The 26,224-nt window shown below is 67.4% G+C and carries 22 protein-coding genes and 2 tRNA genes; 5 read left to right on the top strand and 19 right to left on the bottom strand.

What is annotated here, in order from left to right; genetic code table 11:
- The first annotated feature begins 42 nt into the window (after positions 1 to 42).
- Positions 43 to 873, top strand: coding sequence for a substrate-binding domain-containing protein (locus AC3A84_RS02440; protein ID WP_487968132.1), 831 nt, complete (start codon positions 43 to 45; stop codon positions 871 to 873).
- A 131-nt stretch (positions 874 to 1,004) separates the two neighbouring features.
- The gene (locus AC3A84_RS02435; protein WP_487968131.1) at positions 1,005 to 2,069 is read left to right on the top strand and encodes a porin; all 1,065 of its coding nucleotides are present in this window, start codon (positions 1,005 to 1,007) and stop codon (positions 2,067 to 2,069) included.
- 822 nt (positions 2,070 to 2,891) lie between these two features.
- Here the strand turns inward: AC3A84_RS02435 and AC3A84_RS02430 are convergent.
- The 19 genes from AC3A84_RS02430 to AC3A84_RS02340 form a co-directional block, all read right to left on the bottom strand.
- Positions 2,892 to 2,967: transfer RNA gene (locus tag AC3A84_RS02430), tRNA-His, on the bottom strand.
- Between the two features lie 53 nt (positions 2,968 to 3,020).
- Complete coding sequence (locus AC3A84_RS02425) at positions 3,021 to 4,928, bottom strand: SurA N-terminal domain-containing protein (RefSeq protein WP_487968130.1); 1,908 nt, start codon at positions 4,926 to 4,928, stop codon at positions 3,021 to 3,023.
- Positions 4,929 to 4,990: 62 nt separating this feature from the next.
- A tRNA-Val gene (locus tag AC3A84_RS02420) sits at positions 4,991 to 5,066 on the bottom strand.
- 16 nt (positions 5,067 to 5,082) lie between these two features.
- Positions 5,083 to 5,355, bottom strand: a complete 273-nt coding sequence (locus AC3A84_RS02415) for an HU family DNA-binding protein (RefSeq protein ID WP_007858657.1) — start codon at positions 5,353 to 5,355, stop codon at positions 5,083 to 5,085.
- Between the two features lie 271 nt (positions 5,356 to 5,626).
- Positions 5,627 to 6,196 (bottom strand): CDP-diacylglycerol--glycerol-3-phosphate 3-phosphatidyltransferase, encoded by a 570-nt coding sequence (pgsA, locus tag AC3A84_RS02410; protein WP_487968129.1) that lies wholly within the window; start codon positions 6,194 to 6,196, stop codon positions 5,627 to 5,629.
- 56 nt (positions 6,197 to 6,252) lie between these two features.
- Entirely contained in the window at positions 6,253 to 8,262 is a 2,010-nt protein-coding gene (gene uvrC, locus AC3A84_RS02405) for an excinuclease ABC subunit UvrC (RefSeq protein ID WP_487968128.1), read from the bottom strand.
- Positions 8,263 to 8,367: 105 nt separating this feature from the next.
- Positions 8,368 to 9,168 carry an aspartate/glutamate racemase family protein gene (locus AC3A84_RS02400; protein WP_487968127.1) on the bottom strand — a complete coding sequence of 267 codons (801 nt, stop codon included), beginning with the start codon at positions 9,166 to 9,168 and terminating at the stop codon, positions 8,368 to 8,370.
- A gap of 4 nt (positions 9,169 to 9,172) precedes the next feature.
- Entirely contained in the window at positions 9,173 to 9,994 is an 822-nt protein-coding gene (locus tag AC3A84_RS02395) for a M55 family metallopeptidase (protein WP_487968126.1), read from the bottom strand.
- 58 nt (positions 9,995 to 10,052) lie between these two features.
- Entirely contained in the window at positions 10,053 to 11,120 is a 1,068-nt protein-coding gene (locus tag AC3A84_RS02390; RefSeq protein WP_487968125.1) for a DmpA family aminopeptidase, read from the bottom strand.
- A complete protein-coding gene (gene gsiD / locus AC3A84_RS02385; protein ID WP_487968124.1) occupies positions 11,117 to 12,055 on the bottom strand; it encodes a glutathione ABC transporter permease GsiD in 939 nt (312 codons plus the stop codon). The genes AC3A84_RS02390 and gsiD overlap by 4 nt, the downstream gene beginning before the upstream one ends.
- 40 nt (positions 12,056 to 12,095) lie before the next feature.
- Positions 12,096 to 13,016 (bottom strand): glutathione ABC transporter permease GsiC, encoded by a 921-nt coding sequence (gene gsiC / locus AC3A84_RS02380; protein ID WP_487968123.1) that lies wholly within the window; start codon positions 13,014 to 13,016, stop codon positions 12,096 to 12,098.
- Between the two features lie 81 nt (positions 13,017 to 13,097).
- Complete coding sequence (gene gsiB, locus AC3A84_RS02375; protein ID WP_487968122.1) at positions 13,098 to 14,648, bottom strand: glutathione ABC transporter substrate-binding protein GsiB; 1,551 nt, start codon at positions 14,646 to 14,648, stop codon at positions 13,098 to 13,100.
- Between the two features lie 91 nt (positions 14,649 to 14,739).
- Positions 14,740 to 16,635 carry a dipeptide ABC transporter ATP-binding protein gene (locus AC3A84_RS02370; RefSeq protein WP_487968121.1) on the bottom strand — a complete coding sequence of 632 codons (1,896 nt, stop codon included), beginning with the start codon at positions 16,633 to 16,635 and terminating at the stop codon, positions 14,740 to 14,742.
- 60 nt (positions 16,636 to 16,695) lie between these two features.
- A complete protein-coding gene (locus tag AC3A84_RS02365) occupies positions 16,696 to 17,694 on the bottom strand; it encodes an isoaspartyl peptidase/L-asparaginase family protein (protein ID WP_487968120.1) in 999 nt (332 codons plus the stop codon).
- 137 nt (positions 17,695 to 17,831) lie between these two features.
- On the bottom strand, positions 17,832 to 18,782 hold the full coding sequence (locus tag AC3A84_RS02360; RefSeq protein ID WP_487968119.1) for a MurR/RpiR family transcriptional regulator: 951 nt from the start codon (positions 18,780 to 18,782) through the stop codon (positions 17,832 to 17,834).
- Positions 18,783 to 19,016: 234 nt separating this feature from the next.
- Entirely contained in the window at positions 19,017 to 20,006 is a 990-nt protein-coding gene (locus AC3A84_RS02355) for a Bug family tripartite tricarboxylate transporter substrate binding protein (RefSeq protein ID WP_487968118.1), read from the bottom strand.
- A 92-nt stretch (positions 20,007 to 20,098) separates the two neighbouring features.
- Positions 20,099 to 21,100 carry a tripartite tricarboxylate transporter substrate binding protein gene (locus AC3A84_RS02350; RefSeq protein ID WP_487968117.1) on the bottom strand — a complete coding sequence of 334 codons (1,002 nt, stop codon included), beginning with the start codon at positions 21,098 to 21,100 and terminating at the stop codon, positions 20,099 to 20,101.
- A 51-nt stretch (positions 21,101 to 21,151) separates the two neighbouring features.
- The gene (locus AC3A84_RS02345) at positions 21,152 to 22,147 is read right to left on the bottom strand and encodes a hydroxymethylglutaryl-CoA lyase (protein WP_487968116.1); all 996 of its coding nucleotides are present in this window, start codon (positions 22,145 to 22,147) and stop codon (positions 21,152 to 21,154) included.
- Entirely contained in the window at positions 22,144 to 23,376 is a 1,233-nt protein-coding gene (locus AC3A84_RS02340; RefSeq protein ID WP_487968115.1) for a CaiB/BaiF CoA transferase family protein, read from the bottom strand. Before AC3A84_RS02340 ends, AC3A84_RS02345 begins: the two co-directional genes overlap by 4 nt.
- 133 nt (positions 23,377 to 23,509) lie before the next feature.
- On the opposite strand from AC3A84_RS02340, the gene AC3A84_RS02335 reads away from it, so the two are divergent.
- The 3 genes from AC3A84_RS02335 (at position 23,510) to efp (ending at position 26,212) form a co-directional block, all read left to right on the top strand.
- Positions 23,510 to 24,421, top strand: coding sequence for a LysR family transcriptional regulator (locus AC3A84_RS02335; RefSeq protein ID WP_487968114.1), 912 nt, complete (start codon positions 23,510 to 23,512; stop codon positions 24,419 to 24,421).
- Complete coding sequence (earP, locus tag AC3A84_RS02330; protein WP_487968113.1) at positions 24,418 to 25,494, top strand: elongation factor P maturation arginine rhamnosyltransferase EarP; 1,077 nt, start codon at positions 24,418 to 24,420, stop codon at positions 25,492 to 25,494. The genes AC3A84_RS02335 and earP overlap by 4 nt, the downstream gene beginning before the upstream one ends.
- Positions 25,495 to 25,657: 163 nt before the next feature.
- A complete protein-coding gene (gene efp, locus AC3A84_RS02325; RefSeq protein ID WP_487968112.1) occupies positions 25,658 to 26,212 on the top strand; it encodes an elongation factor P in 555 nt (184 codons plus the stop codon).
- The last annotated feature ends 12 nt before the right edge of the window (positions 26,213 to 26,224 follow it).

The following is a 26,224-nucleotide window of genomic DNA, read 5'->3' as shown; positions in this document are numbered from 1 at the left end:
GCGCAAGCGACGTATTACAAACAACCATAAAGGAGACAAACCATGCCCGATACCCTTTCCCCCTCCCTGCCGGCCTCCAGCCTGCGCCGCCGCACCCTGGGCGCGCTGCTGGGCGCAGCCCTCACCCTGGGCCTGGGCGCAGTGACGCCCGCCGCCGTACAGGCAGCCGAAATCCGCGTCGTGACCTCCGGCGGCTTCTCGGCCGCCTACGACCAGCTCGTGCCGCTCTACGAGCAAGCCACCGGCAACAAGGTCACCACGGCGCGCGGCGCTTCGATCGGCAATGCGCCGGACTCCATACCCAGCCGCATGGCGCGGGGGGAGCAGTTCGACGTGGTGATCCTGGCCGATTCGGCACTGGACAAGCTTACCGAGCAAGGCAAAGTGCAGGCGGGCAGCCGCGTGGATCTCGCCCGTTCGATGATTGGCATGAGTGTGCGCAAGGGCACGCCGCGGCCGGACATCAGCACTGTTGACGCCCTGCGGCAGACCCTGCTGAACGCCAAGTCGATCGCCTATTCGGCCAGCGCAAGCGGCACCTACCTGTCCACCGAACTGTTCCAGCGCCTGGGCGTTGCAGAGCAGATCAAGGACAAAGCGAAGAAGATCTACAGCGAACGGGTCGGCGCGGTCGTGCTGCGCGGCGATGCGGAGATTGGCTTCCAGCAGGTGAGCGAATTGCTGCCCTTCAAGGAACTGGACTTCGTGGGCCCGCTGCCAGACGAAGTGCAGCAGCGCGTGTTCTTCTCGGCAGGCGTTGCGACAGGCGCGCAGGAGCCTGAGGCAGCCCGGCAGCTGATCCGCTTCCTGGCCGCGCCGGCTGCGGCCTCCATCGTGCGCAGCACCGGCATGGAGCCTGCCGCGGCACGTTGATTCCGCACGCATGCAGGGCTGCCTAACGGCATGCCCCCACACACTCCCTCACTCCCTCACTCCATGCGCGGGCCGCAGCGCCGGATAGCCGGTGGGGCCTGGTCCAGCGTGACCACTTCAGAAAGTACAGCATGAAACTCCAGTGCATCGCGGCAGTCGCCGCCGTCTGCGCACCGATCCTGGCATCGGCGCAGACCAACCTCACTCTCTACGGCATCGCCGATCTCGGTATCCGCCGAACCTCTGGCATGACGGCCGCCAACGCGCCCAGCCCCTTCTCGACCACCGGGGTCTCGAGCGGCGTGGACAACACCAGCCGCTTCGGCTTTCGCGGGCGTGAGGACCTGGGCGGCGGCCTGCATGCCGTTTTCAACCTCGAAACCGGGCTGAACCTCGACACCGGGACCCAGGCCAACGCGACCAAGTTCTTTGACCGCGCGGCCATCGTCGGCCTGGGCGGCGGCTGGGGCACTGTCACTGCGGGCCGCCAGACCAATGTCCTCGCCGATGCCATCAGTCCGGTCGATCCTGCCGGCATGCGCTTCGCGTCGTTCAACCCGAACATCGCGACTACCGCCCTCAGCAGCCACGGCCTGGGGATTGAGTACGGCAGCGCGGGCGCCAGCAGCGGCTCCTACCGCCTCGACAACTCCCTCAAGTACGTCGGCCGCTTCGGCCCGGTGACGGCGCGAGCCATGTACGGCTTTGGCGAGAATGCAGCAGGCGCCGGACTGCAGTCGTCCCGTGGTGCCGGCTTGGCCTACGCAGACGGGGGCCTGACGGTGTCAGGTGGCTACCAGAACTTTAAGTCTCCAGCGGGCCTGGACCTGGACGCGGCCACGGTGGGCATCGCCTACCAGTTCGGCAGCTTGAGGCTCGCCGCAAACACCGGCCGAAGCAAGGCCGAGACGTCGGCCGTCGCGCGGACGGAGCAGCGCGTGCATTCGGTGGGCGGCACCTGGGCGGCGACCTCGGCCATCGACCTCACCGCATCTGTGTATCGCCTGGAGCGCAAACGCAGCGGCCTGCGCGAAGACGGCTACACCCGCGCCATCCTGTTCGCCGAATACAAACTGTCGCGCCGTAGCAAGCTGTACGCCGAGCTGGACCGTACCCAATGGCGCAGCGGCTATCAGGGCGCAGCCAACAAGAGCACGGCCACCGGTTTCACGGCCGGCGTCATGCACACGTTTTAATTCGGGTAGCGCTTTGCCCGTCATCGCGACGGACGAAGCGCATAGCAGCTACGTTTTGAGGTTCGGCGAGACGTACAAAGCACGGCCAGGCCCGGCCGTGACCCTGGGCTGGCTACTGCCGCTGCCAGAAAGCCCAGGGCCGCCTCACGCTTTCCGGCTCACGAATGGCAGACCTCCGGCCGTCCACGCAGGGGGCTTGAGCTGAACCCACAGGCTCTCGGTAGGGTGTCGTTCCGGCAGACGCCCTCGCCGGACATCGAGCGCCCACGCCGCGGGCCATCAAAGTGTGCTGGAAGTCTTTGGGTCTATGCGGGCTATCGCTGTCTCCGCGAGGAATGCAGCGACCGCCCACTCTGCCCAGCATGCAGACCCGTCGGAGCGCATCCTTCAGCCGCGAGGCCGGCATGTGCGCCTGCGAACTTCGCCTCCCGCGGCAATCCAAGTCGAGCACAGCACCCACGGCAGCCAGCTCTCGTCGGAGGCGATGTAAGTGATGCCGCCGCACCACGTCATGTCAGGCGCTGCGGGCGTGAATCGGCGCTGAGCCAAGTCAGGAGGCGGCCCGGTCCAGTCGTACGTCGCCACCCTGTTCTTAGGGGAGCCCGCCTACGCCGCAGAGAATTGCCCCAATGCCAGTGCCCAGTGCCCAGTGCCCAGTGCCCAGTGCCCAGTGCCCCTCGACACAGGCGCGTGAGGGATGCGGACAGTTGGCGGACCGCAGGGGCCGATCTGCGGTGGGAAGCTAGAGGAACTGAGAAAGCCCCTGCAATAGCGCAAAAACGAAACAAGGACCCGAAGGTCCTTGTTTTTACTCACTATTTTTGGGGTGGCTGATGGGACTCGAACCCACGACGACAGGAATCACAATCCTGGACTCTACCAACTGAGCTACAGCCACCGAAGAATTAAATTATAACCCGAAAATTCGGGCCGAACCGATTCTCTCCAAAATCATTCTGCAGCCGGCTTCGGCGCCTTGATGCGAACGTTGAAGCGTTGCTTCAGTAGGTCGTAGTAGGCCAGTGCTTCCGCCGAGCCCCAGGCTTGCTGGTACTGCTGATGCTGCTGCCGGGTGGTGGCGGCATCGGGAGAGGTGCGCTCGATCACGCGATTGATCTTCACGATCGCATAGCCTTGCGCGCCCAGGTCCACACCCGTCCAGGCCGGGAGCTGATCTGCCGGAGCCTGCAGCGCGGCGGCGACCAGGGCGCGGGGTTGGCCCTGCATCTGATCGCGGGCGATCGTCATCGGCGCGCCCAGGCCGGTGGCGGTCGCAGGCGCGGCCTTCCAGGCGGCCAGCTGGGTCTCGCCTTCCTTGCGCGCCATTTCGGCAGCTTTGTCGGCGATGAACATGTCTCGCACCTGATCGCGCACCTTGTCGAAGGGCAAGGTCTGCGCGGGGGTGTAGGCAGTGATGCGACCTGCAGCCATGGTGTTGGGCGCGATCTCGACGGCTTCGGTATTGCGCTTGTTCTGCAGCGAGTCCGGCTGAAACAGCGCTTCGAGAAAGCGGCTGTTCGCCAGCGGGCCGGTGGAGCCGGGCTTGGGCAGGCGCGACACGTCGGTGGCGGTCTGAATCTTCAGCTTGAGCTTGTCTGCCACGGGCTTGAGGCTGTCGGGTTGCTCGTACACGCTGTTGGCGAAGGTCTCGGCGACTTCGGCGAACTTGCGCTGTGCCTGCTGCTGCTTGACCTCGGTCTCCAGCGACGCGCGCATTTCTTCGAAACTCGGCTGACGCGGGGCCTTGATGTCGTTCAGTTGGATGATGTGGTAGCCGAAATCGCTGGTCACCACGTCGCTGATGTCGCCCTTCTTCATCGCGAAGACCGCATCCTCGAAAGGCTTGACCATGGCGCCGCGGCCGAAGAAGCCCAGGTCGCCGCCGGATGGAGCGGAGCCTGGGTCCTGCGATTCCTTCTTGGCGATGGCGGCGAACGAGGCCGGATTCTTCCGAACCTCTGCCAGCAGCGCCTCGGCACGGGCCTTGGCCTTTTCACGATCGGCGGCAGGCGCGTCCTTGGGTGAATTGATCAGGATGTGGCTGGCTCGGCGCTCCTCCTTGCCGGCCAGGCGTGCCAGGTTTTCCTGGTAGTAGCTGCGCAGATCGCTTTCGCTCAACGTGATGCCGGCGCGCACGGCATCGAGGTCGAGCACCACGTATTCGACGCTGGCCTCTTCGGGCTGCTGGAAGCGTGCGGTGTGGGCTTCGTAGTAGGCCTGAAGCTCGCTGTCGGTCGGAGTGATCTTGGCCGTGAACGTGGCGGGCGTGAAGCGTGCGATCTGCACATCACGACGCTGGTAGAGCGCGTCGAGTGCGAGCTTGGACTCGGCCCTGCTACTGAACGAAGACGAGATTACCGAGCCCATGACCTGATTAACGGCGATGTCGTTGCGCACACGGCTCTCGAAGCCCTCTGGCGTCATGCCCTGGGCACCGACCAGCGCGCGATACGCTTCCGCGTCCAGCGAGCCGTCGGGGCGCTTCAGGCTGGCGATGGCGGGAATGTTCTGCAGTTCCTGTGCCAGACGCGCATCGCTCACGCCGAGATGCATCTTCTTTACCGTCGCCTGCAGCACGCGGTCGCGCACCATGCGCTCCAGCGTCGCGTAGCGCGCGGCGGGCGTATCCAGCAACTTGCCGTCGATCTGCGGCGACTGGGCGCGGATGCGGTCGGTCTCGGCGCGGTGGGCGCTGTCCCATTCGGCCTGCGTGATGTCGTGGCCATCGACGCTGGCGACCACCGGACTTTTCTCGGAAAAGTAGTTGTGGTCGATGCCGACGAGCACAAAAGACGGAATGATCAGCAAGAACAGCAGGATCATCACGATCTTGGAGTGCTTGCGGATGGATTCGAACATGATCGATCTTTCAATGCGGCAAAAGAAAAGGCGAACTTTCGTTCGCCTTTAAGGGAGGGTGGTGGTGGGTGCTGACGGGGTCGAACCGCCGACCTACGCCTTGTAAGGGCGCCGCTCTACCGACTGAGCTAAGCACCCCACCTGAACTTACCCATCAGTTCAGGGCATCTTTCAATGCCTTGCCTGGACGGAACTTTGGAACTTTAGCAGCCTTGATCTTAATAGTATCGCCGGTACGGGGATTGCGGCCGGTACGAGCGGCTCTTTTTCCGACCGCGAACGTGCCAAAACCGACGAGCGACACCGTGCCACCCTTCTTCAGGGTCTTCTTGACCGCCTCGATCGTGGACTCCAGAGCACGCGCTGCGGCAGCCTTGGAGATGTCGGCGTTGTTTGCAATGTGCTCAATCAGTTCGGTTTTATTCACAAGAAGCCTCTCGGGAAAAGAGTGGAGTAGATGTCTTTTGCAAAATCTGACCTTCGCCCGCGCCCCTGAGCGGGTGTGGAAATGACGACGGGTGAAGGTAAAGGCAGCAGCAGTCAGGCTGCAGAGATTAGAGCCATCGGGTTTGCGGGTGTCAATACGAAGACAGCCGCAGAGCTGTATGCGGGAGGGGATTCTAGTCGCATTTGCACCCCGTTACAGGCACCGCTGCAGCGCGCCTGCAACGATCTTGCCGGCGATCAGCACCGCACGCTCAGCGCTTCACTCGGGCCCGGATTTCTGGCAGAGCCTTCTGCAGGTAGTAGACCATCGACCATACGGTGAGGACGGCCGCCACCCAAATGAGCCCTGTTCCCCATAGGCCGGTGTCAATCACGCCAAAGAGCCGGCCGTCGTACAGCAGGAAGGGAATGGCCACCATCTGCACCGTGGTCTTGACCTTGCCCAGCATATGCACCGCCACGCTCTTGCTGGCGCCGATCTGGGCCATCCATTCGCGCAGAGCGGAGATGGCAATCTCGCGACCGATGATGATGAGGGCGACGAACACGTCGGCACGCTGCAGATGCACCAGCACCAGCAACGAGGCGCAGACCAGGAACTTGTCGGCGACCGGGTCGAGGAAAGCGCCGAACGACGAGGTCTGGTTGAGCTTGCGGGCCAGGTAGCCGTCGAGCCAGTCGGTGGCGGCGAACACCACGAACATGACCGTAGCAATGAGGTTGCGCGTGGCGGGCTCAAGCGGCGCGTAGAACACCCCCACGATCAAAGGTATCGCGACGATGCGCGTCCAGGTCATGATGGTAGGGATGGTCAGAAACATAGGCGCGATTGTGTCACGCGCCAGACCGCTCCGGCGGCTGATGTTCCCGCTCACCGTCAGCGCAGGGCCCGGTAGATCTCTTCGGCCAAGTCGCGCGAGATGCCGTCCACCGTCGCCAGGTCATCCACGCTGGCCGCGGCTACCCCACGCACGCCGCCGAAGCGCTGTAGTAGTCGCGCACGCTTCTTGGGGCCGACGCCGCTGATTTCCTCCAGCTGGCCACCTCCGACACGCACCTTGGCCCGTGCAGCGCGCATGCCGGTGATGGCGAAGCGGTGGGCCTCATCGCGGATCTGTGCCACCAGCATCAGGGCGGCGGAATCGCGCCCCAAATAGACCTTCTCGCGGCCGTCGGCAAAGACCAGTTCTTCCAGCCCCACCTTGCGGCCCTCGCCCTTTTCCACGCCGACTATGCGGGTCAGGTCGAGTCCGAGCTCGGTGAACACCTCGCGCGCCATGCTGACCTGGCCCTTGCCGCCGTCGATCAGCACCAGATCGGGTAGGCGAGCCTGGCCTGCCGCGGGCTCGGCACCGCCGGCCTCGCGCTGCGCTTCGGCCACCTTGCTGTAGCGCCGCGTGAGCACCTGGCGCATGGCGGCGTAATCGTCGCCGCCGGTGATGCCTTCGATCTTGTAGCGGCGGTATTCGCTGCTCTGCATCTTGTGGTGATGGAATACCACGCACGAGGCCTGGGTCGATTCGCCCGCCGTATGCGAGATGTCGAAGCACTCGATGGTGAGCGTCGCCAGGTCCTCCACTTCCAGGTCCAGCGCCTCGGCCAGCGCGCGGGTGCGGGCCTGCTGCGAGCCCTCTTCCGCCAGCAGCCGCGCAAGTTGAATTTCGGCATTCTTCTGCGCCATCTCCAGCCAGACCCGGCGCTGCTCGCGCGGTTGGTGGACGGCGGAAATGCGCGCGCCGACCTGCTCAGAAAGCGCCGCAAGCAGGCGGCGGTCCACGGCCTCGCTGGTGACCAGAACGGGCGGCACAGGCACGGCGATGTAGTGCTGGGCGATGAAGGCTTCCAGCACCTGGGCCTCGATGGGACGCGCAGGCGCCGGCGGGCGGGCGGCTGGCTCACCATCCCCTGCCATGGCTTCGGGAGCGTCCGCAGCAGACGAGGCCTCGGCGGAGTCTTCAGTCTGAAAGATCGCCGCGGCGTCCTCCACATGCACGGGAAAGTAGGCCCGATCACCCAGGTGCCGGCCACCGCGCACCATCGCCAGGTTCACGCAGGCTCGGCCGCCCTGCACCTTCACTGCCAGGATGTCCACGTCCTTGTCGGAGGTGGTTTCGATGGACTGCTGGTGCAGCACGCGCGAGAGCGCGGTGATCTGGTTGCGCACATCGGCCGCCTGCTCGAATTCGAGCCGGGCCGAATGCTCCAGCATGCGCGCCTCCATCGCCTGCAGCAGCTCCTGCGTCTCGCCGCGCAGCATCGCCTCGGCATGCTGCACGTCGCTGGCGTAGGCCTCGGGCGAGATCAAGTCCACGCAGGGGCCCGAGCAGCGCTTGATCTGATAAAGCAGGCAGGGCCGGGTGCGGTTGGCAAAGACGGTGTCTTCACAGGTGCGCAGGCGGAACACCTTCTGCAGCAGCAGGATGGTTTCCTTGACGGCCCAGGCTCCAGGATAAGGGCCGAAATAGCGGTGCCGCTTGTCCACCGCGCCCCGGTAGTAAGCCATGCGCGGAAAGAGCTGCCCCGGCTGCTCGCCGCTGCCGTCGCGCGCAGCCACGCCCGTGATCTTCAGATAGGGATAGCTCTTGTCGTCGCGGAACAGGATGTTGTAGCGCGGATTGAGCGACTTGATGAGGTTGTTTTCGAGCAGCAGCGCTTCCGCCTCGGAGCGCACCACGGTGGTCTCCAGCCGCACGATCTTGCCCACCATGTGGCCTATGCGTGTGCCGCCATGGGTCTTGGTGAAATAGCTGGAGACGCGCTTTTTCAGGTTGCGGGCCTTGCCCACGTAGAGCAGGCCGCCCTGGGCGTCGAAATAGCGGTACACGCCCGGCAGCGGCGGCAGCGAGGCCACCTGCGCGAGCAGTTCTTCGGAGTGCACATCGGACATGCGCGTATTGTGGCCGTCGCCGCCCACGCCCCGCGAGGAGCGCCAGGTGCTTGCCCCGACGGCCCCTCCCGCAGAGGACACAGACAGCGGCAGCAGGCAGGCGCCTTAGGCGGTGTCTCCGTAGGCGCGGCGGGCCAGCGCCGTGGCCAGGATCTCGGAGGGGTCGATCAACGTCCAGCCTTCGGCCTCGGGCGCATCCGGCATCGCCAACGGGATTTCGGTGCAGGCCATGACGAGCGGGAGGTCACCGTGCTCAGCTCTCAACTGCAACCCCACGTCGGCAAATCGGCGGCGCGCGAGCGGCATATCGCCGGCCTTCACGCCGTCGTAGATGCCCTCCATCAGCCACTCACGCGCCTCGGCCGATGGCATCACACATTCGATGCCACAGGAGGCGAACGCATCGTCATAGAGCCCCATTGCGTAGGTGCCCTGGGTGGCCAGCAGGGCTGCGCGGCCGATGCCGCGGCGCCGCAGCTCGGCAGCCGTTTCACTCGCAATGTGCAGCAGCTCGACCGACGGCACGCGCTCCTGCAAGGCCGCGTGCCAGGCATGGGCGGTGTTGCACGACATGGCCGCGGCATTGGCGCCCAGTGTGGCCAGACGCTGCAGCGCGGTGGCGAGGCCTTCGAGCGGCTGCGGCGCCCAGGGGTCGCGCAGCGCCTGCGTGCGGTCCACCACCGGCACCTGTGCGATCCAGTGCTCGGGAAAGGACTGGTCGCGCACCGGCTGGCCATGCGCGCGCAGCCACTGCTCGGACGCCTGCACAAAAAGACGGGCGAAGTCCACGCCGGCCGCGGGGCCCATGCCGGCCAGGATGCCGACGGTCTTGGTGCGCACCGGCCGCGCGAAGGACGTTTCCGGGGCAACGGCCCCGGCATGGGTATTCAGCAAGGCAGAAGTCATGGGGTCAAGAGCGGAGCATGCTGGACATGGCCGAGAGGCAGTTGATCATCCGCACGGCCGACTCCGTATCGGGCGCGGTGAAGCGCAGCGCATCAGGGGCGATGCGCTCCAGCGTGGGCCACTGGCAGAACAAATCGGCCAGCGCCACCGACTGCGCCTCCAGCACGACGGTCACAGGCCCGTCGATGCAGAACGGCCGGGCCTGGCCCACACGCACCACGGCCTGGGCCACGCCTTCGCGGATAGCTGCGCAGGCACGCTCGGGCGAGAGGCTGATGCCGCTGCCGGCGCCCGTCGCGCGCTTGGTCTGCACGAAGCTCGCATGCGGGAACAGGTCGCGCGTTTCCGCGATGAAGGCGTCGTCGCCCGACGCAGCGATCACTGGCGCGCCATAGGCCCCGGCCAGTGCGCCATAGATGCCCGCCTCGCCCAGCTCGCGCCCATTGAGGGAGATGCGGGCGAAGGCGAAGCTGTTGATGGTGTGCGCCAGGATGCCCCGCGCCCGCGAGCGGGCGTGGTAGCCGATGAAGCACACGCCGTGCACCCCCAGCTCCACGCCAGACACCATGCTCAGGTAGCGCGGCTTGCCCTGGATGGCCTGGGCACGCGGATCGAGCAGCTCCGGCGGCATGTTGCGAAAGGCCCCATGCGAATCATTGACGAACACCTCCGCTGCACCGCCTTCGAATGCGCCTTCAATGGCGGCATTCGCCTCGGCGGCCATGAGGCGCCGGGCACGCTCGTATTCGGGGTTGCCCGGGCGGACCTGTTCGGGGTGATAGACGCCAGCCACGCCTTCGATGTCAACGGAGATGAGGATTTTCATGGGACACACCGCAGGGGGCGGGAATGAATGGAGAGGGATGGGAGGAAAGAGGCCGGCATCAGGTGGCGAGATCGAGCAGCTGGCGCAGGCTGCGGCGGTGGTGCCCGTCCCGGCCGGTGACCGGCTGCGCATGCCAGAGCGCGTGGACGATGGCCTGCTCCACGCTGTCGGCCGCGGCCTGGAAAAGGCCGTCGAGCCGGGTCTCGTGCACCATCGCCACGGCGGGCATGGGCTCGTCGGGCAGATGCGGCAGGGTGTAGGCAGTGGAAAAGGCGAGCGCGATGTCGCCGCTGCCATGGCCATAGACGGAGCCCGTGCGGGCCAGCCCCGCGGCGGCGCGCCCGGCCAGGCGGCGCAGCTGGCGCGCATCCAGCGGCGCGTCGGTGGCCAGCACCATGATGATCGAGCCCTTCTCGGCCGCGGCCGCCGCGGCGCGCTCCTCGACATCCAGCGCCGGAGCCAGCCAGGTGCCGACCGGGTCGCCTGCCCACACCAGGTTGGGCAGCCGGCCGTAATTGGCCAACACCAACACACCCACCGTACAGAACGTGCCACCTTGCAAAGGCACACGGCGCGACGCGGTGCCGACGCCGCCTTTGAGCTGGAAGCTGGACATGCCCCGCCCTGCCCCCACCGCGCCTTGCGCCACGTGCAGGCTGGCCGCATCGCTGGCAGTGCGGTAGTGGGCTTCGCCCACGACCATGCGCTGGATGTCGTTCAGGTAGCCGTCATTGCACTCCAGCACCAGCGGATTGACGGTGGGCAGCTCGCGCCCGGTCTCGGGGTTGGAGCGCACGCAGTCCCGGATCTGCGCCTGTGCCACAGCGCTGACGGAGAAGGTGTTGGTGAGCGCGATGGGCGTCTCCAGCTGGCCCAGTTCTTCCAGCTGCACCAGGCCCACACTCTTGCCGAAGCCGTTGATCACGGCCGCGCCCGCCGGCACCTTGTGGCGGTACGGGTCCAGCGCATGGGGTCGGATCACCGTCACGCCGGTCTGCACCGGCCCGTCGTCCAGCGTCACGTGGCCCACGGTGACGCCGGGCACGTCGGTGATGGCGTCCAGCGGACCGCAGGCCAGTTGGCCGATGCGCGGCGGCAGGTCGGCAGGCACCCCGGCGGCGGTCATGACTGACGGTCGATCTTGGGGTCGAGCGCGTCGCGCAGGCCGTCGCCCAACAGGTTGAAGGCCAGCACCGTCAGGAAGATGGCGAGGCTGGGGAACAGCGCCACGTGCGGCGCGTTGACCATGTCGGCGCGCGCCTCGTTGAGCATGGCGCCCCACTCCGGCGTGGGCGGCTGCGCGCCCATGCCCAGGAAGGAAAGGCTGGCCGCCGTGATGATGGAGGTGCCCACGCGCATCGTGAAATACACCACGATGGAGGAGATGGTGCCGGGCAGGATGTGCCGCACGATGATGGTCCAGTCCGACGCGCCGATGCTGCGTGCCGACTCGATGTAGGTCATCTGCTTGAGCACCAGCGTGTTGCCGCGCACCAGCCGCGCGAAGGCCGGCACGCTGAACACTGCCACGGCCACCACCACGTTGGTCATGCTGCTGCCCAGGATGGCGACCACGCCCAGCGCGAGCAAGATGCCCGGGAAGGCGAACAGCACGTCGGAGATACGCATCACGATGCGGTCCCACCAGCCTTCGTAGTAGCCGGCCAGCAGGCCCAGCGTGGTGCCGATCAGGCAGCCGATGGCCACCGACAGGAAGCCCGCCGCCAGCGAGATGCGCGCGCCCATCAGGATGCGGCTGAAGATGTCGCGGCCCAGCGGATCGACGCCGAACCAGTGCACGGCCGAGGGGCCGTCGTTCAGGCGGTCGTAGTCAAAGTAGTTCTCCGCGTCGAACGGCACGATGGCCGGGGCCAGCACGGCCACCGCGACCAGCAGCACGACGAAGACCAGGGCGGCCATGGCCACATGCTGCTTCTTGAACTTGCGCCAGAACTCGCGCCAGGGCGTGCGCACCGTGGAGGGGTTGCCGGGGGCGGGTGCCACCGAGGCCGCTGCGAGCTGGGCGGCGTCGGGGGGCGTGGGAATGGAGGGGGTGGTCATACCGTGTCGTCGTCCGTGGGAGGGGTCCAGTCCATGCGCTTCATTTGTAGCGGATGGTCGGATTGATGAAGCCGTAGAGCATGTCCACCACCAGGTTGATGAGGATGAACTCCAGCGAGAAGAGCAGCACCAGCGTCTGGATGACGGGGTAGTCGCGCATGGTCACGGCGTCCACCAGCAGGCGGCCGAGGCCGGGCCAGTTGAAGACCGCCTCCACGACGATGGAGCCGCCCAGCAGGAAGCCAAACTGCAGGCCCATCATGGTGACGACCGGTATGAGCGCGTTGCGCAGGCAGTGCTTGAGCACCACGGTGCGCTCGTTGAGGCCCTTGGCGCGCGCGGTGCGCACGAAATCTTCCTGCACCACCTCGACGAAAGAGGCGCGCGTGAAGCGGGCCATGACGGCGGCGACCGCAGCGCCCAGCGTGATCGAGGGCAGGATGTAGTGCTTCCAGCTGTCGGCGCCCACGGTGGGCAGCCAGCCGAGTTGCACGGAGAACACCTGCATGAGCGTCATGCCCAGCGCGAAGGCGGGAAACGAGATGCCCGAGACCGCGAGCGTCATGCCCAGCCGGTCGGGCCAGCGGTTGCGATAGACAGCCGACAGGATGCCGATGCCCATGCCCAGTACCACCGACCAGGCCATGGCGGCGACGGTGAGCAGCAGCGTGGGCATGAAGCGCTCGCCGATCTCGGTGGCCACCGGCCGGCGGGTACGGATGGAAGTGCCGAAATCCCCCTGCACCATCCGCGAGAAGAAATGCACGAACTGCTCCGGCAGCGGCTTGTCCAGCCCCAGCTCCTGGCGCACCACCTGCACGGTGGCCTCGTCGGCGTCTACCCCGGCGGCCAGGCGCGCGGGGTCGCCCGGCAGCATGTGGACGAACAGGAACACCAGTACCGCCACGATCAGCAGCGTGGGAAGGAGCCCCAGTAGTCGTTTGAGGAAATAGTTCAGCATGGATGCGGCGCTGCGGTTCGTAGCGAGGGGGAGACGAAAATCGGGACCAGGCCCCCGCGGCATGCGGGGGCCTGCAGAGGCTTACTTCAGCGAGATCTCGTCGCTGTTGATGTTGCCGTCAGGCATCACATAGACGCCCGAGAGGCGCTTGGAATGGGCGTAGAGCACCTCTTCCGTCACCAGCGGGATGCGGGGCAGATCCTTGGCGAGCTGCTCCTGCGCGGTCTTGTAGAGCGCGGCGCGCTCGGAGCCATCGGTGGTGAGCAGGGCCTTGGCGATGGATTCATCGACGACGGGGTTGCTGTAGAACGCGTAGTTGGCCAGCTTCGGCGCCCACGATTCGGTCGAGAACAAGGGGCGCAGCGCCCAGTCCGCCTCGCCCGTGGAAGAAGACCAGCCGATGTAGTAGAGGCGCGCCTTGGCGGTCTTGGGATCGGGCCAGGCATCGACCAGCTCCGCACGCTTGCCGGGCTCCAGCGCCTCCACCGAAACCTTGATGCCCACCTGCTGCAGCTGCTGCTGCAAGAACTGGATCACCTTCTGGCTGGTGGTGTTGTTGTAGCCGCTCCACAGCGTGGACTCAAAACCGTTGGGGTAGCCGGCTTCCTTCAGCAACTCCTTGGCCTTGGCCACGTTGTAGGGAATGGGTTGCATCTTCACCGCGTATTCCACCCCCTGCGGCACGAAGCCCTGGGCCGGGAAGGCGTAGCCGTTGAAGGCCACCTTGGACAGCGCTTCCTTGTTGATGGCGTAGCCGATGGCTTCACGCACCTTCGGGTTGTCGAAAGGCTTTTGCAGCATGTTGAACGTCAGGAAGCGCTGAATGATGGAGGGCGCGGTCACCACGTCCACCTTGTCGCTCTTCTTCAGCGTGGCGATCTGCTCATAGGGCAGCGTGAAGGCGAAGTCGGCCTCACCCGTCTGCAGCATGGCGGCGCGGGTGTTGTTCTCCGTCACCGGCTTCCACGTGATCTGGTCGATCTTGGGGTAGCCCTTGTGCCAGTAGCCGGCGAACTTCTTGCCCACGATGGCTTCGGTCTGCTTCCATTCCACGAACTCGAACGGGCCCGTGCCCACCGGGTGGAAGGCGATGTCCTTGCTGCCCCACTTCTTGAGCGCCGTGGGCGAGATCATGGCGGCCGATGCATGGGCCAGCGTGTTGATGAAGGGACCGAAGGGCTGCTTGAGCGTGATGCGCAGGGTCTGCGGATTCACGGCCTCGACCTTGGCCACGCGGTTGAACTGGTTGGCGCGCAGCAGGCGGTTGGCCGGGTCCATCACGCGGTCCAGGTTGGCCTTGGCGGCGGCGGCGTTGAAGTCGGTGCCGTCGTGGAACTTCACGCCCTGGCGCAGCTTGAAGGTATAGACCAGGCCGTCCTTGGACACGTCGTAGCTTTCGGCCAGCACGTTCTTAAGCTTCATGTCCTTGTCGAACGCGAAGAGGCCTTCGTAGAAGCTCTTGGTGACGGCCGTGGTGATGGTCGTGTTGGTGTTGTAGGGGTCCAGCGTCTCGGGCTGCTGGTAGATGGCCAGCACGGCATTGCCGGACGCCAGCGCGGCGCCGGTGGCGGACAGGGCTGCCAAGGCCAGCAGGCTGGCTGCGATGCGGCGGGAAGCAAGGGTCTTCTTCATGGTGGACTCCGGTAGGGAAGGAACGAAGGAAGGAAAGAAAGGCGGAAGGAGAGGCGAACGGAAAAAAGGGGCCGCGGCGCTGGCGCCGCCGTCAGTACAGGTTGGCGATGGAGTGGCGCGCCACGAAATGGCCCGGGCCGACGGACACCAGCGGCTCCACCGCTGGCTCGTCGCCTACAACGCGGATCGGGCTGGGGATGTCCCCTTCGAGCAGCGAGCGCTTGATGTGGCGGCGCGCCGGATCGGCGATGGGCACGGCCGCCATGAGCTTCTTGGTGTAGGGGTGCTGCGGGTTCTCGAAGATCGCCCGGCGCGGGCCGATCTCCACGATCTGGCCCAGGAACATCACCGCCACACGGTGGCTGATGCGCTCGACCACGGCCATGTCGTGCGAGATGAAGAGGAACGCCACGCCCAGCTCGCGCTGCAGGTCCAGCATCAGGTTGACGATCTGCGCCTGGATGGAGACGTCGAGCGCCGAGACGGATTCGTCGGCCACCACCACCTTGGGGTTGAGCGCCAGGGCCCGGGCGATGGCGATGCGCTGGCGCTGGCCACCGGAGAATTCGTGCGGGTAGCGCTGCGCATGCTCGGGCGGCAGGCCCACCTTGGCCATGAGCCAGTCGACGCGGGCCTGCGCCTCCGCGCGGGTGCCGACCCTGTGCACCAGCAGCGGCTCCATGATGGAAAAACCCACCGTCAGGCGCGGGTCCAGCGACGCGAACGGGTCCTGGAAGATGAACTGGATGTCGCGGCGCAGGGCCTGCACTTCGGAGGTCGGCAAGTCCAGGATGTTGCGGCCGCCGAATTCGATGGCGCCGCTCTGGCTATTCACCAGGCGCAGCAGCGATCGGCCGGTGGTCGATTTGCCACAGCCCGATTCGCCCACCAGCGCCAGGGTCTCGCCGGGGTAGAGATCGAAGCTCACGCGCTCCACCGCATGCACGCGGCGCTTCACGCGATTGAAGAGACCGGCGCGCAGGTCGAAACGCGTGACCAGGTCCTTCACGCGCAGGATGGGCTGCGCGCCTTCGGGGCGGGTGTCGGCGGGCCGGGATTCGAGCGCCGTCGGCGTGGCGACGGTGCCGTCGGAACGCAGCAGCTCGAAGTGGCGCGGAAGATCGGTGCCCTGCATGGCGCCCAGCTTGGGCACGGCCGAGAGCAGCGCGCGGGTGTAGGCATGCTGCGGCGCGGCGAAGATGGTGTCGGCGGCGCCCTCTTCCACCTTGTCCCCGCGGTACATCACCAGCACGCGGTCGGCCACCTCCGCCACCACGCCCATGTCGTGGGTGATGAAGATCACGCCCATGTGCATCTCGTCCTGCAGCTGCCGGATGAGCTGCAGGATCTGCGCCTGAATGGTCACATCCAGCGCCGTGGTCGGCTCGTCGGCAATCAAGAGCTGCGGCTTGCACGAAAGCGCCATGGCGATCATCACGCGCTGGCGCATGCCGCCCGAGAGTTGGTGCGGGAAGCGGTCCAGCACGTTGCGCGCCTCGGGGATGCGCACCAGTTCCAGCATGCGCAACGCCTCGGCGCGCGCGGCGGCGCGATCCTTGCCCTGGTGCTCGCGGATGGACTCGGCGATCTGCTCGCCGGCGGTGAACACCGGGTTGAGCGAGGTCATGGGCTCCTGAAAGATCATGGCCACATCAGCGCCGCGCACGTCGCGCATCACCGCGTGGCCCGCGCGGGCCACGTCCAGCACTTGGCCGCTTCTGCGACGCAGCGCCATCGAGCCACCGACGATCTTGCCCCCACCATGCTCCACCAGCCGCATCAGCGCCAGCGAGGTGACCGACTTGCCCGAACCCGATTCGCCCACGATGGCCAGGGTCTCGCCTCGGTCCACATGGAAAGAGAGATTGCGCACGGCATCCACCGTGCGCTCGGAATTGGCAAAGCGGATGGTGAGGTCATCCACGGCCAGCACGCGCTGCTCGGGCAGAACGAGGGGCGAGGGAGATTTCGAAGCGTTGGAGTTCATGGAGGCCGTGAAAGGAAAGCAGACGGTGGTGATGCGCGGCAGCGGGCGAAGGGCAGCCGGTCAGCGGTAGATGAAGGTCTGGGGCGGCTCGCCCAAGCGGGCCAGGCCCCGGTACATGCCTTCGGTGTTGAACGGCAGGCAGACGTTCCCTCGGCGGTCCACGGCAATCAGGCCACCGGTGCCGCCGATGGCGGCCAGTGCGCCATGCACCACGTCGTCGGCGGCCTGCGCCAGGCTCTGGCAGCCGTAGGCCATGCGCGCGCAGATGTCGTGCGCCGCTGCCACGCGGATGAAGCTCTCACCATGGCCGGTGCAGGAAACGGCCGCTGTGCGGTCGTCGGCATAGGTGCCGGCACCGATCAGCGGACTGTCACCCACACGGCCAGGCCGCTTGTTGGTCATGCCGCCGGTGGAGGTGGCGGCGGCCAAGTGACCACGCGCATCGAGTGCCACGGCGCCCACCGTGCCCATCTTGCGGCACTCGTCCAGCGGGCGCTGTGCCATGGCGGCAGCGCCGTCATGGTCCAGCACGGCGCCGCTCTGGCTGGCGCGCGCGGCCTTGAGCTGGGCACGGCGCGTGGAAGTGGAGAAGTACGCCGGGCCCACCATCTGCAGGCCGGCCTCGCGGGCCATGCGCTCTGCGCCCACGCCAGCCATCAATACGTGCTGGCCCTGGCGCATGACTTCGCGGGCCGCCATCACCGGGTTGCGCACATGGGCCACGCCGGCGACCGCACCGGCGGCCAGGGTGGCGCCGTCCATGACCGCCGCGTCCAGCTCATGCGTGGCGTCGGACGTGAACACAGCGCCATAGCCGGCATTGAACAGCGGGCATTCCTCCATGAGGCGCACGGCCTCGCAAACTGCGTCCACCGCGGTGCCTCCCTGGGACAGCACGGCCTGGCCGGCCAGCAGCACCTGCTGCAGCGCTTCGTGGTAGGCGGCCTCCTGCTCCGGACTGATGTGGGCACGGCTCAGGGTGCCGGCCCCGCCGTGGACGGCGATCACAGGAGCGGCGCTGGCAGCGCTGGCGTTGGAAGATGCGGCGAAAACAGTCATGCGGTCAAAAGCGGGAGCGGCAGGCAACGGGGCAACGGCTGATGAAGGCCGACGACGGGGTGCAAAAAAGGGGGGCGGGGCAGCGGACAGACAGCGCCAACGCCATCGGAGGGCGGCCCCACATGCGGAGCAACGGATCAGCGCCTGGAAGATCCTTTGGAGGCGGCGGTCGGTGCGGTCTCCGCCGCCGGAACGAGACGGCTGCGCGAGCCGTCGTGCAGCCAGGGCAGAACCGTCTCGGTCATGCGGGCGGCGGTCTTCACCGACTCCTGCGACTGGTGGGCCACGGCGCTCGACAACGCCTCGATCATCGCCAATGCCGACGATTCGGAATTGGCCGCGTACTGGTTCTCGGTCTGGGCGAACAGGCAGCCATGGGCGAACGGCACCAGGGGCGACTGCTTGCTATCGGTCAGCGCCAGCACGTGCACGCCGCGCTCGAAGGCGCCCTGCGCCAGCACGATGGTGTCGGTGACATAGCGCGGATACGAGATGGCGATGAGCAAGTCGCCCGGCCCCATACGGGACAGAAGCCGCCCGCCGTAGGACGCACCACCGACGCCAGCGAGCAGGTGGACGTTGTCGCAGTACGCATCCAGCCCGCGCTGCAGCAGGCCGGCCAGCCAGCCGCTCGCACCGAAGCCCGCGAGATAGATACGCTTTGCCCCTCCGATGGCCTGCACGGCCGACTCGCAGGCAGCCGGGTCCAGCGCTTCACGCGTGGCTGCGATGTTGCGCTGGCTCTCTTCCAGCGCGGCCGCGAACACGTCGCGGATGGTGGCGGGCTCTTCCAGCTTGATCCGCATCTTCTCGATGGGCGCCAGCATGGCCTCGAAGCCCTTGACCAGCTCGGCCCGCAGCATGGGGTACCCCTCCAGCCCCACGGCCCGGGCAAAGCGGTTGGCCGTGGCGATGGATACGCCAACGGCCGCCGCCAGCTCGTCGATGGGCATGGTCGCGGCCTGGAGCGGATGCGCGAGCACATAGTCCGCCATTTGCTGATGCGAGCGCGTCAGCGTGGGACGGGCGCGGCCGATGCGGACCGCGATGGACACGGTGTCGCCGACAGGGTCTGGAAGGACGGACATGGAGGGGGGGAAGAAGGCCACACCACCGTGCAGAAGCTCGGCGGGGAAATTTTGATAAAGAATTTACAACGCCTTCATGTTAAAGAAAAAATCCAATCATTCAAAGCGATTTCTATAGCGCACCCGCGTGGTGCACCACAGAACACAAAAGGCCCCCATGCGGTGCATGGAGGCCCTGAAATGAAGCATTCCGTCGCCGGAAATGACCCGGTGACGACGCTGTCTGCCGAACGCCTATTCCGCCTGGATGTTGGCTGCCTTGACCACCTGAGCCCAATTGGCCAGATCGCTCTTGACGCGCGCCCCCAGCGGCTGCGGCCCCAGATAGTCGGCTGCGGCGCCCTGCTCCTGCGCCTTCTGCTGGAAAGCGGGGCTCTGCACCACGGCGCGCACGTCGGCCGCCAGCTTGTCCACAACGGCCCGGGGCGTGGCCGCCGGGGCGAAGAGCGCGAACCAGGACGTCGCATCCACCTTGGGATAGCCGGCCTCGGCCGTGGTGGGCACGTCGGGCAGGCTGGGCAGCCGCTCCTTGCCCGTCACGGCGAGCACGCGCAACCGCCCCGACTGGATGTGCGGCATGAACGGGGGCGCAGTACCGAAGGTCAGGTCCACCTGCCCGCCCAGCAGGTCCTGCAGCGCAGGGCCGGTGCCCTTGTAGGGCACGTGCATCAGCTTCACGCCGCCCTGCTGCTCCAGCATGGCACCCGTCACATGCTGCAGCGAGCCATTGCCCGAGGAGGCGTAGTTGAGCTTGCCCGGGTTCGCACGAGCGTAGGCGATCAGCTCCGCCAGGGTCTTCACCGGCAGACTGTCGCGCACCACGATGATCTGCGGCGCGGAGATCACGCCCGCCACCGGCTGGAAGTCGCCCTGGTCCCACTGCTTTTGCCGCGCCAGCAAGGGCGAAATGACGTGGTAGCCCGAGTACTGCATCAGCAGGGTGTAGCCGTCGGGTTCGGCGCGCTTGACGGCCGCAGCCGCGATGTTGCCGTTGCCGCCTCCCTTGTTGTCCACCACCACGGACTGGCCCAGCACTGGCGCCAGGGCCTGCGCCAGCATGCGGGCCGACAGGTCGGTGGTGCCGCCGGCCGCGGTGGGCACTACCAGCGTCACGGGGCGGGCCGAAGGGTATGGCACCTGGGCCCAGGACAGAGGCGCAAAGGCAGTGCATACGGCGTACAGCGCCAGCGCGCGGCGATGCACCAGTGGCAATGAATGGGTCATGTCGAATGTCTCCGCGGCGCGTGGCCGTTCGTTCTTTTCTCTTGTCCGGGAATGGGGGCCCGGGGGCGGCCCGCTGGGGGCGAAGCCCAGGCTCAGTCCAGCGTCGCGCCGGTTTCTTTCACCACGCGCGACCACTTGGGCAGGTCGGACTGCACCAGCGCAGCCAGCTGGGCGGAGCTGCCCTTGAACGGCTCGCAGCCCACGCTGGCGAGGCGCTCCACGACGTCCTTCTGATCCAGCGCGCGGGCCACTTCGGCCTGCAGGCGCGCGACGATGGGCGCCGGCGTGCCGGCCGGCGCGAAGAGCGCATACCAGGGCGCCTGGCCGAAGCCCTTGAGCGTCTCGCCGATCGTGGGCACGCCCGGTAGCGCCGCCACGCGGCGCTCGTTCACCACACCCAGCACCTTGAGCTTGCCGCTCTTGATGAAGGCGATGGACGAGGGCAGGCTCTGCACCGACAGCGGCACCAGTCCACCCGCCACGTCTGTTGCGGCAGCGGCCGAGCCCTTGTAGGGGATGTGTTGCAGCTGAATGCCCGCCGCCTTCTGCAGCTGTTCGCCGATCAGGTGGTTGAGCGTGCCGTTACCGGCCGAGGCAATGGCGTATTGCCCTGGCCGCGCCTTGGCCAGCGCCACCAGTTCGCCCACGTTGTTGGCCGGAAAGGACGGGTTGGCCACCAGCACATAGCCGGCCGTGGCCACAGGCGCCACCGGCTCGAAGTCCTTGACCGGATCGAACCCCGGGTTGCGGTAGAGCGCCGGCCCGATGACGTGGGCGCTGTCGGCCGTCAGCAGCAGCGTGTAGCCGTCGTGCTTGGCCCGCGCCGTGGCGGCGGTGGCCAGCGTGCCGCCCGCGCCGGGGCGGTTGTCCACGACCACGGGCTGGCCCATCTGCTCGGAGAGGCGCTGCGCCACCACACGGGCGATGACGTCGTTGGCGCCGCCCGCCGCCTGCGGCACGACCAGGGTGATGGCCTTGGTGGGATAGGCGGCATCGGCCAGGGCGCTGCCGGCGCCGGCCGCCAGCAGCAGGGCGCCCAGCGCGACGCACGCCTCGCGGCGAGTGGAACGGGGGTGGATGGGGTTCTTCGGCATGTCTTGTCTCCTATCGTGGTTTGTTGTGTCAGTTCGCGGTTCTGTCGCGCCTCAGCGCGCGAGCGCCCGCGCTCGGATGGCCTCGAAATCCGCCGGCACCGGGTGCCGCACCAGCCGCTCGCCCGCCTTGGCAATCTGGCTAGGAATGTCGTGTCCGATCAGCGCAGGCAGCCGTGCGGCGGCAGCCATCAGCGCGGGCAGGTGCACGCCGGTGTCGTAGCCCATCAGCTGCAGGGCGTGCACGACCTCTTCGCTGCAGACGTTGCCCGATGCGCCGGGCGCGTAGGGGCAGCCGCCCAGCCCGCCCAGCGAGGCATCGAACCGGTCCGCGCCCGCGTCGATGGCTGCCAGCACGTTGGCCAGCCCCATGCCGCGCGTGTTGTGGAAGTGCAGTGTGAACACGACGCCCGGCCAGCGCGCCCGCGCCGCGCGGGTGATGCGCGCCACCTGCGCCGGATGGGCCATGCCGGTGGTATCGCAGAGCGTGATGCCGCCCACGCCCAGGTCTGCGAAGCGCTGCACCCAGCCGAACACCGCGTCCTCGGCCACTTCGCCCTCGAAAGGGCAGCCGAACCCACAGGAGAGCGACACGTTCACCGCCACGCCGGCCGCCTGCGCCGTGGCCACCACCTGCGCCAGCGCGGCGAAGGACTGCTCGCGGCTCATGCGCAGGTTGGCCAGGTTGTGCGTGGCGCTGGCGGACATCACCAGGTTCAGCTCGTCGGCGCGCGACTCGATGGCGCGCTCGGCGCCGCGCTGGTTGGGCACCAGGGCGGCATAGGCCACGCCGGGGCGGCGCTCGATCTCGCGCATCACGATCTCCGCATCCTTGAGCGCAGGGATGGCCGTGGGCGAGGTGAACGAGGTCACCTCGATCTTCGCCAAGCCCGTGGCCGAGAGCGCGTTGATCAGCGCGATCTTGTCGTCCGTGGGTACGAACACGGCCTCCATCTGCAGGCCGTCGCGCATGCCCACTTCCTGCATGTGGATGCGGCGGCCCGCGCCGTCCCACACCGTCTGCGTCTGCGGCTGAACTGCGGCGCTCATTGGATCACCCCCTTGCTGCGCAGCAGCGCGATCTGTTCGGGCGAGAGGCCCGCCTCGGCGAGCACCGCGTCGGTGTCGTCGCCCAGGTGTGGCGCGCTGGAGCGGATGCGGCCCGGCGTGGCCGAAAGCTTGGGCACGATGCCCGGCACCTCCACCTCGTAGCCGTCGCGGGTGGTCTGCCTGAGCAGCATCTCGCGCGCCCGGTAGTGCGGGTCTTCGGCGATGTCGCGGGCCGTGTAGACCTTGCCGGCCGGCACGCGGGCGGCGGCCAGCGCCTCCATCACGGACTGCACGGTCCGCGTGGCGGTCCAGGCGCCGATGGCGGCATCGATCTCGCCCACGCGGGCCACGCGGCCGGCGTTGCTGGCCAGATCGGGCGCATCGGCCAGATCGGGCCGGCCGATGGCGGCCATCAGCCGCTTGAAGATGCTGTCGCCATTGCCCGCCACCAGCACCCAGCCGTCGGTACAGGGATAGGCATTGCTGGGCGCGATACCCGGCAGCGCGCTGCCCGCCGCATCGCGCACCGCGCCGAAGGCGCTGTATTCGGGGATCAGGCTCTCCATCACGTTGAAGACGGCCTCGTGCAGCGCCACGTCGATCACCTGGCCCTGGCCGCCATTCGCCGTGCGGTGATAGAGCGCCGTCAGCACGCCGATGGCGCCGTGCAGCGCGGCCAGCGTGTCGCCGATGGAGACGCCCACGCGCACCGGCACGCGGCCCGGCTCGCCCGTGAGGTGGCGCAGCCCGCCCATGGCCTCGCCGATCACGCCGAAGCCCGGCAGGTCGCGGTACGGCCCCGTCTGGCCGTAGCCCGAGATGCGCAAAATGATGAGCCCCGGGTTGAGCGCATGCAGCTCGTCGGGCGACATGCCCCAGCCCTCCAGCGTGCCGGGGCGGAAGTTCTCGATCAGCACGTCGGCCTCGGCGATCAGCCGGCGGGCTATTGTTTGCCCTTCCTCGAGCCGCAGGTCCAGCGCCACCGAGCGCTTGTTGCGCGACTGCACCTGCCACCAGACGGAGGTGCCGTTCTTGAGCATGCGCCAATTGCGCAGCGGGTCGCCGCTGCCGGTGGCCTCGATCTTGATGATGTCGGCGCCGAATTCGCCCAGCGTCTTGCCGCAGAACGGGCCGGCGATGAGCTGGCCCATCTCGATCACGCGCACGCCGGCCAGCGCCGCAGGGGTGGAGCGACTGGCCGCTGTTTGGTTGTCTTGCATCGTCGTCATGGGGTCCGGGGTGTCTGCATCTTCATCTGGCGTTGCATGATGCCGCCGGCCGACATCGCCCCAAAACGCTGATGCGCGACGCTGCCATCGCAAACCGGCATGGCAGCCCGCCGCGGCGCTACCATCCCGGCCCATGAAGCTCGACCCGGTCTCCCTGCGCCTCTTCGTCGCCGTGATGGAGGAAAGCGCCATCGCCCGCGCCGCGGCGCGCGAGCACATCGCGCCCTCGGCCGCCAGCCGGCGCCTGGCGGAGCTGGAAGCGGCGCTGCAGGTGGAGCTCTTCAGCCGCAGCAACCGCGGCACCGAACCCACCGCCGCCGCCTTCGCCCTGCTGGACCTGGCGCGCGGCGTGCTCAACGACCTGGACGGCATCGCCCTGCAGATGCGCGACTTCCGCGCCGGCCTGCGCGGGCAGGTGCGGGTGGTGGCCAACATCTCGGCCATTACCCAGTTTCTGCCGGCCGAGCTGCAGCGCTTCATGGCCGCGCACCCGCAGGTGCAAGTGCAGCTGCAGGAGCAGATCAGCACCGCCGTGGCCCGGTCGGTGGCCGAGAACGCGGCGGACGTGGGCATCCTCAACCACGGCAGCTATGGCGACCGCGTGGCCCTGCTGCCCTACCGCCGCGACGAGCTGGTGCTGGTCGTGCCCGCCGGCCACGCGCTGGCGCGCCGGCGCAGCGTGCGGCTGGCCGATGCGCTGCATTGCGACTTCGTCGGCATGCACCCGGGCAGCGCCATCAACCACGTGCTGACGCGCGCCGCCGCCGAGCTGGAGCGGCCGTTGCGCCTGCGCATCCAGGTCACGGGCTACGACGCGCTCTGCCTCATGGTCTCCGCCGGCCTTGGCGTGGGCGTCATGCCGCGCGGCAGCGCGCAGCTCTACCGCGGCGCACTGGCCGTGCGCATCGTCACGTTGAACGAAACCTGGGCCGAGCGGCGGCTCTCGCTCTGCGTGCGGGCCGGCGAATCGCCCTCCAGCGCGGCTCGGCTGCTGGTCGATCACCTGCGCACCCAGGCTCCGGCCGAACCGGGCATCACCGAATGAACGCATTACCTCCTCTCCCCCGCACCTGGGACGTCTTCTGCCAGGTCATCGACAACTTCGGCGACATCGGTGTGTGCTGGCGCCTGTGCTGCCAGCTCGCCACGCACGGCGAGCGGGTGCGCCTCTGGACGGACGACGCCAGCGCCCTGGCCTGGATGGCGCCGGCCGGCCACCCTGGCGTGCAGGTGCGGCCCTGGCCGCAGCATGCGCCGGCAGACGGCCCTGGCGACGTGGTGATCGAAGCCTTCGGGTGCGAGATTGCTCCTGATTTCGCAGCATCTATCGCTCATTCCACCAGCGCTGCAGGCCGAAAACCCTTGTGGATCAACCTCGAATACCTGTCGGCCGAGGGCTATGTGGAGCGCAGCCACCGCCTGCCCTCGCTGCTGTCCAGCGGACCGGGCGCGGGCTGCACTCGCTGGTTCTTCTACCCCGGCTTCACGCCCCGCACGGGCGGGCTGCTGCGCGAGGCGGATCTCGCTTCTCGCCAGGCCGCCTTCGACCGCGCCGGCTGGCGGGCGCGCCACGACATCGGCGCGCAGGAGGTGGCCGTCTCGCTCTTCTGCTACGAACCCGCCGGCCTGTCCGGCCTGCTGGATCAGCTCGCGGCGCGCAGCGATGTGCAGCTGCTGGTCACGCCCGGCCGCGCCACGGTCGCCGTGCAGGCGCTACAGGCCAGCCACCCGGGCCTGCGCGCGCACTACCTGCCGCCCTGCCCCCAGCCGCAGTTCGACGAGATGCTCTGGGCCTGCGACCTGAATTGCGTGCGCGGCGAGGATTCGCTGGTGCGCGCCCTCTGGGCGGGCGAGGCCTTCGTCTGGCATATCTACCCGCAGGACGACGGCGCCCACCACGCCAAACTGCAGGCCTTTCTGGACTGGCTGGGCGCCCCCGAGTCGCTGCGCCGTTTCCACGCCGTCTGGAACGGCCTCGCGCCGCACGAACCGCTGCCAGTGATCGACGCGCCCACGCTGTCGGCCTGGCGCGACTGCGCCCGCGCCGCCCGCGCACGGCTGTTGGCGCAAGGCGATCTCCTGACACAGTTGCTCGGGTTCACAGCCGAAAAAAGCTAAAATGCATGGCTTTGCGCCAACCGAAGGCCGCACTTCCTGACTGAAACCAGGGGTGCCCAGCCGGCGCACCCCGCCGCGGAACATGCGCTGGCGCCGGGCCCGCCACACGGCGGGCTCCTGAGCGTTCCAGCACGTAGAGCGGCTCCAACCCCAGCAATCTGCTATGAAAATCGCTCAAGAAATCCGCGCCGGCAACGTCATCATGCACGGCAAGGACCCGATGGTCGTCCTCAAGACCGAATACGCTCGCGGTGGCCGTGGCGCCGCCACGGTCCGCATGAAGCTCAAGAGCCTGATCGGCAACTTCGGCACGGAAAACGTCTTCAAGGCCGACGACAAGATCGACAACGTCATCCTCGACAAGAAGGAATGCACGTACTCGTACTTCGCCGACCCGATGTACGTCTGCATGGACACCGAATACAACCAGTACGAAGTCGAAGCCGAAAACATGGGCGACGCACTGAACTACCTGGAAGACGGCATGGCCGTCGAAGTGGTGTTCTACGACGGCAAGGCCATCTCGGTCGAACTGCCTACCAGCGTCGAACGCGAAATCACGTGGACGGAACCGGCCGTCAAGGGCGACACGTCGGGCAAGGTGCTCAAGCCTGCCAAGATCGCCACCGGCTTCGAAGTGGCCGTGCCGCTGTTCGTGGCTCAAGGCGACAAGATCGAAATCGACACCCGCACGGGCGAGTACCGCAAGCGCGTCTGATCGGGCTGGCGC

The sequence above is a fragment of the Paracidovorax sp. genome, assembly GCF_057642795.1.
This window is presented reverse-complemented; position numbering and strand designations above follow the sequence as displayed.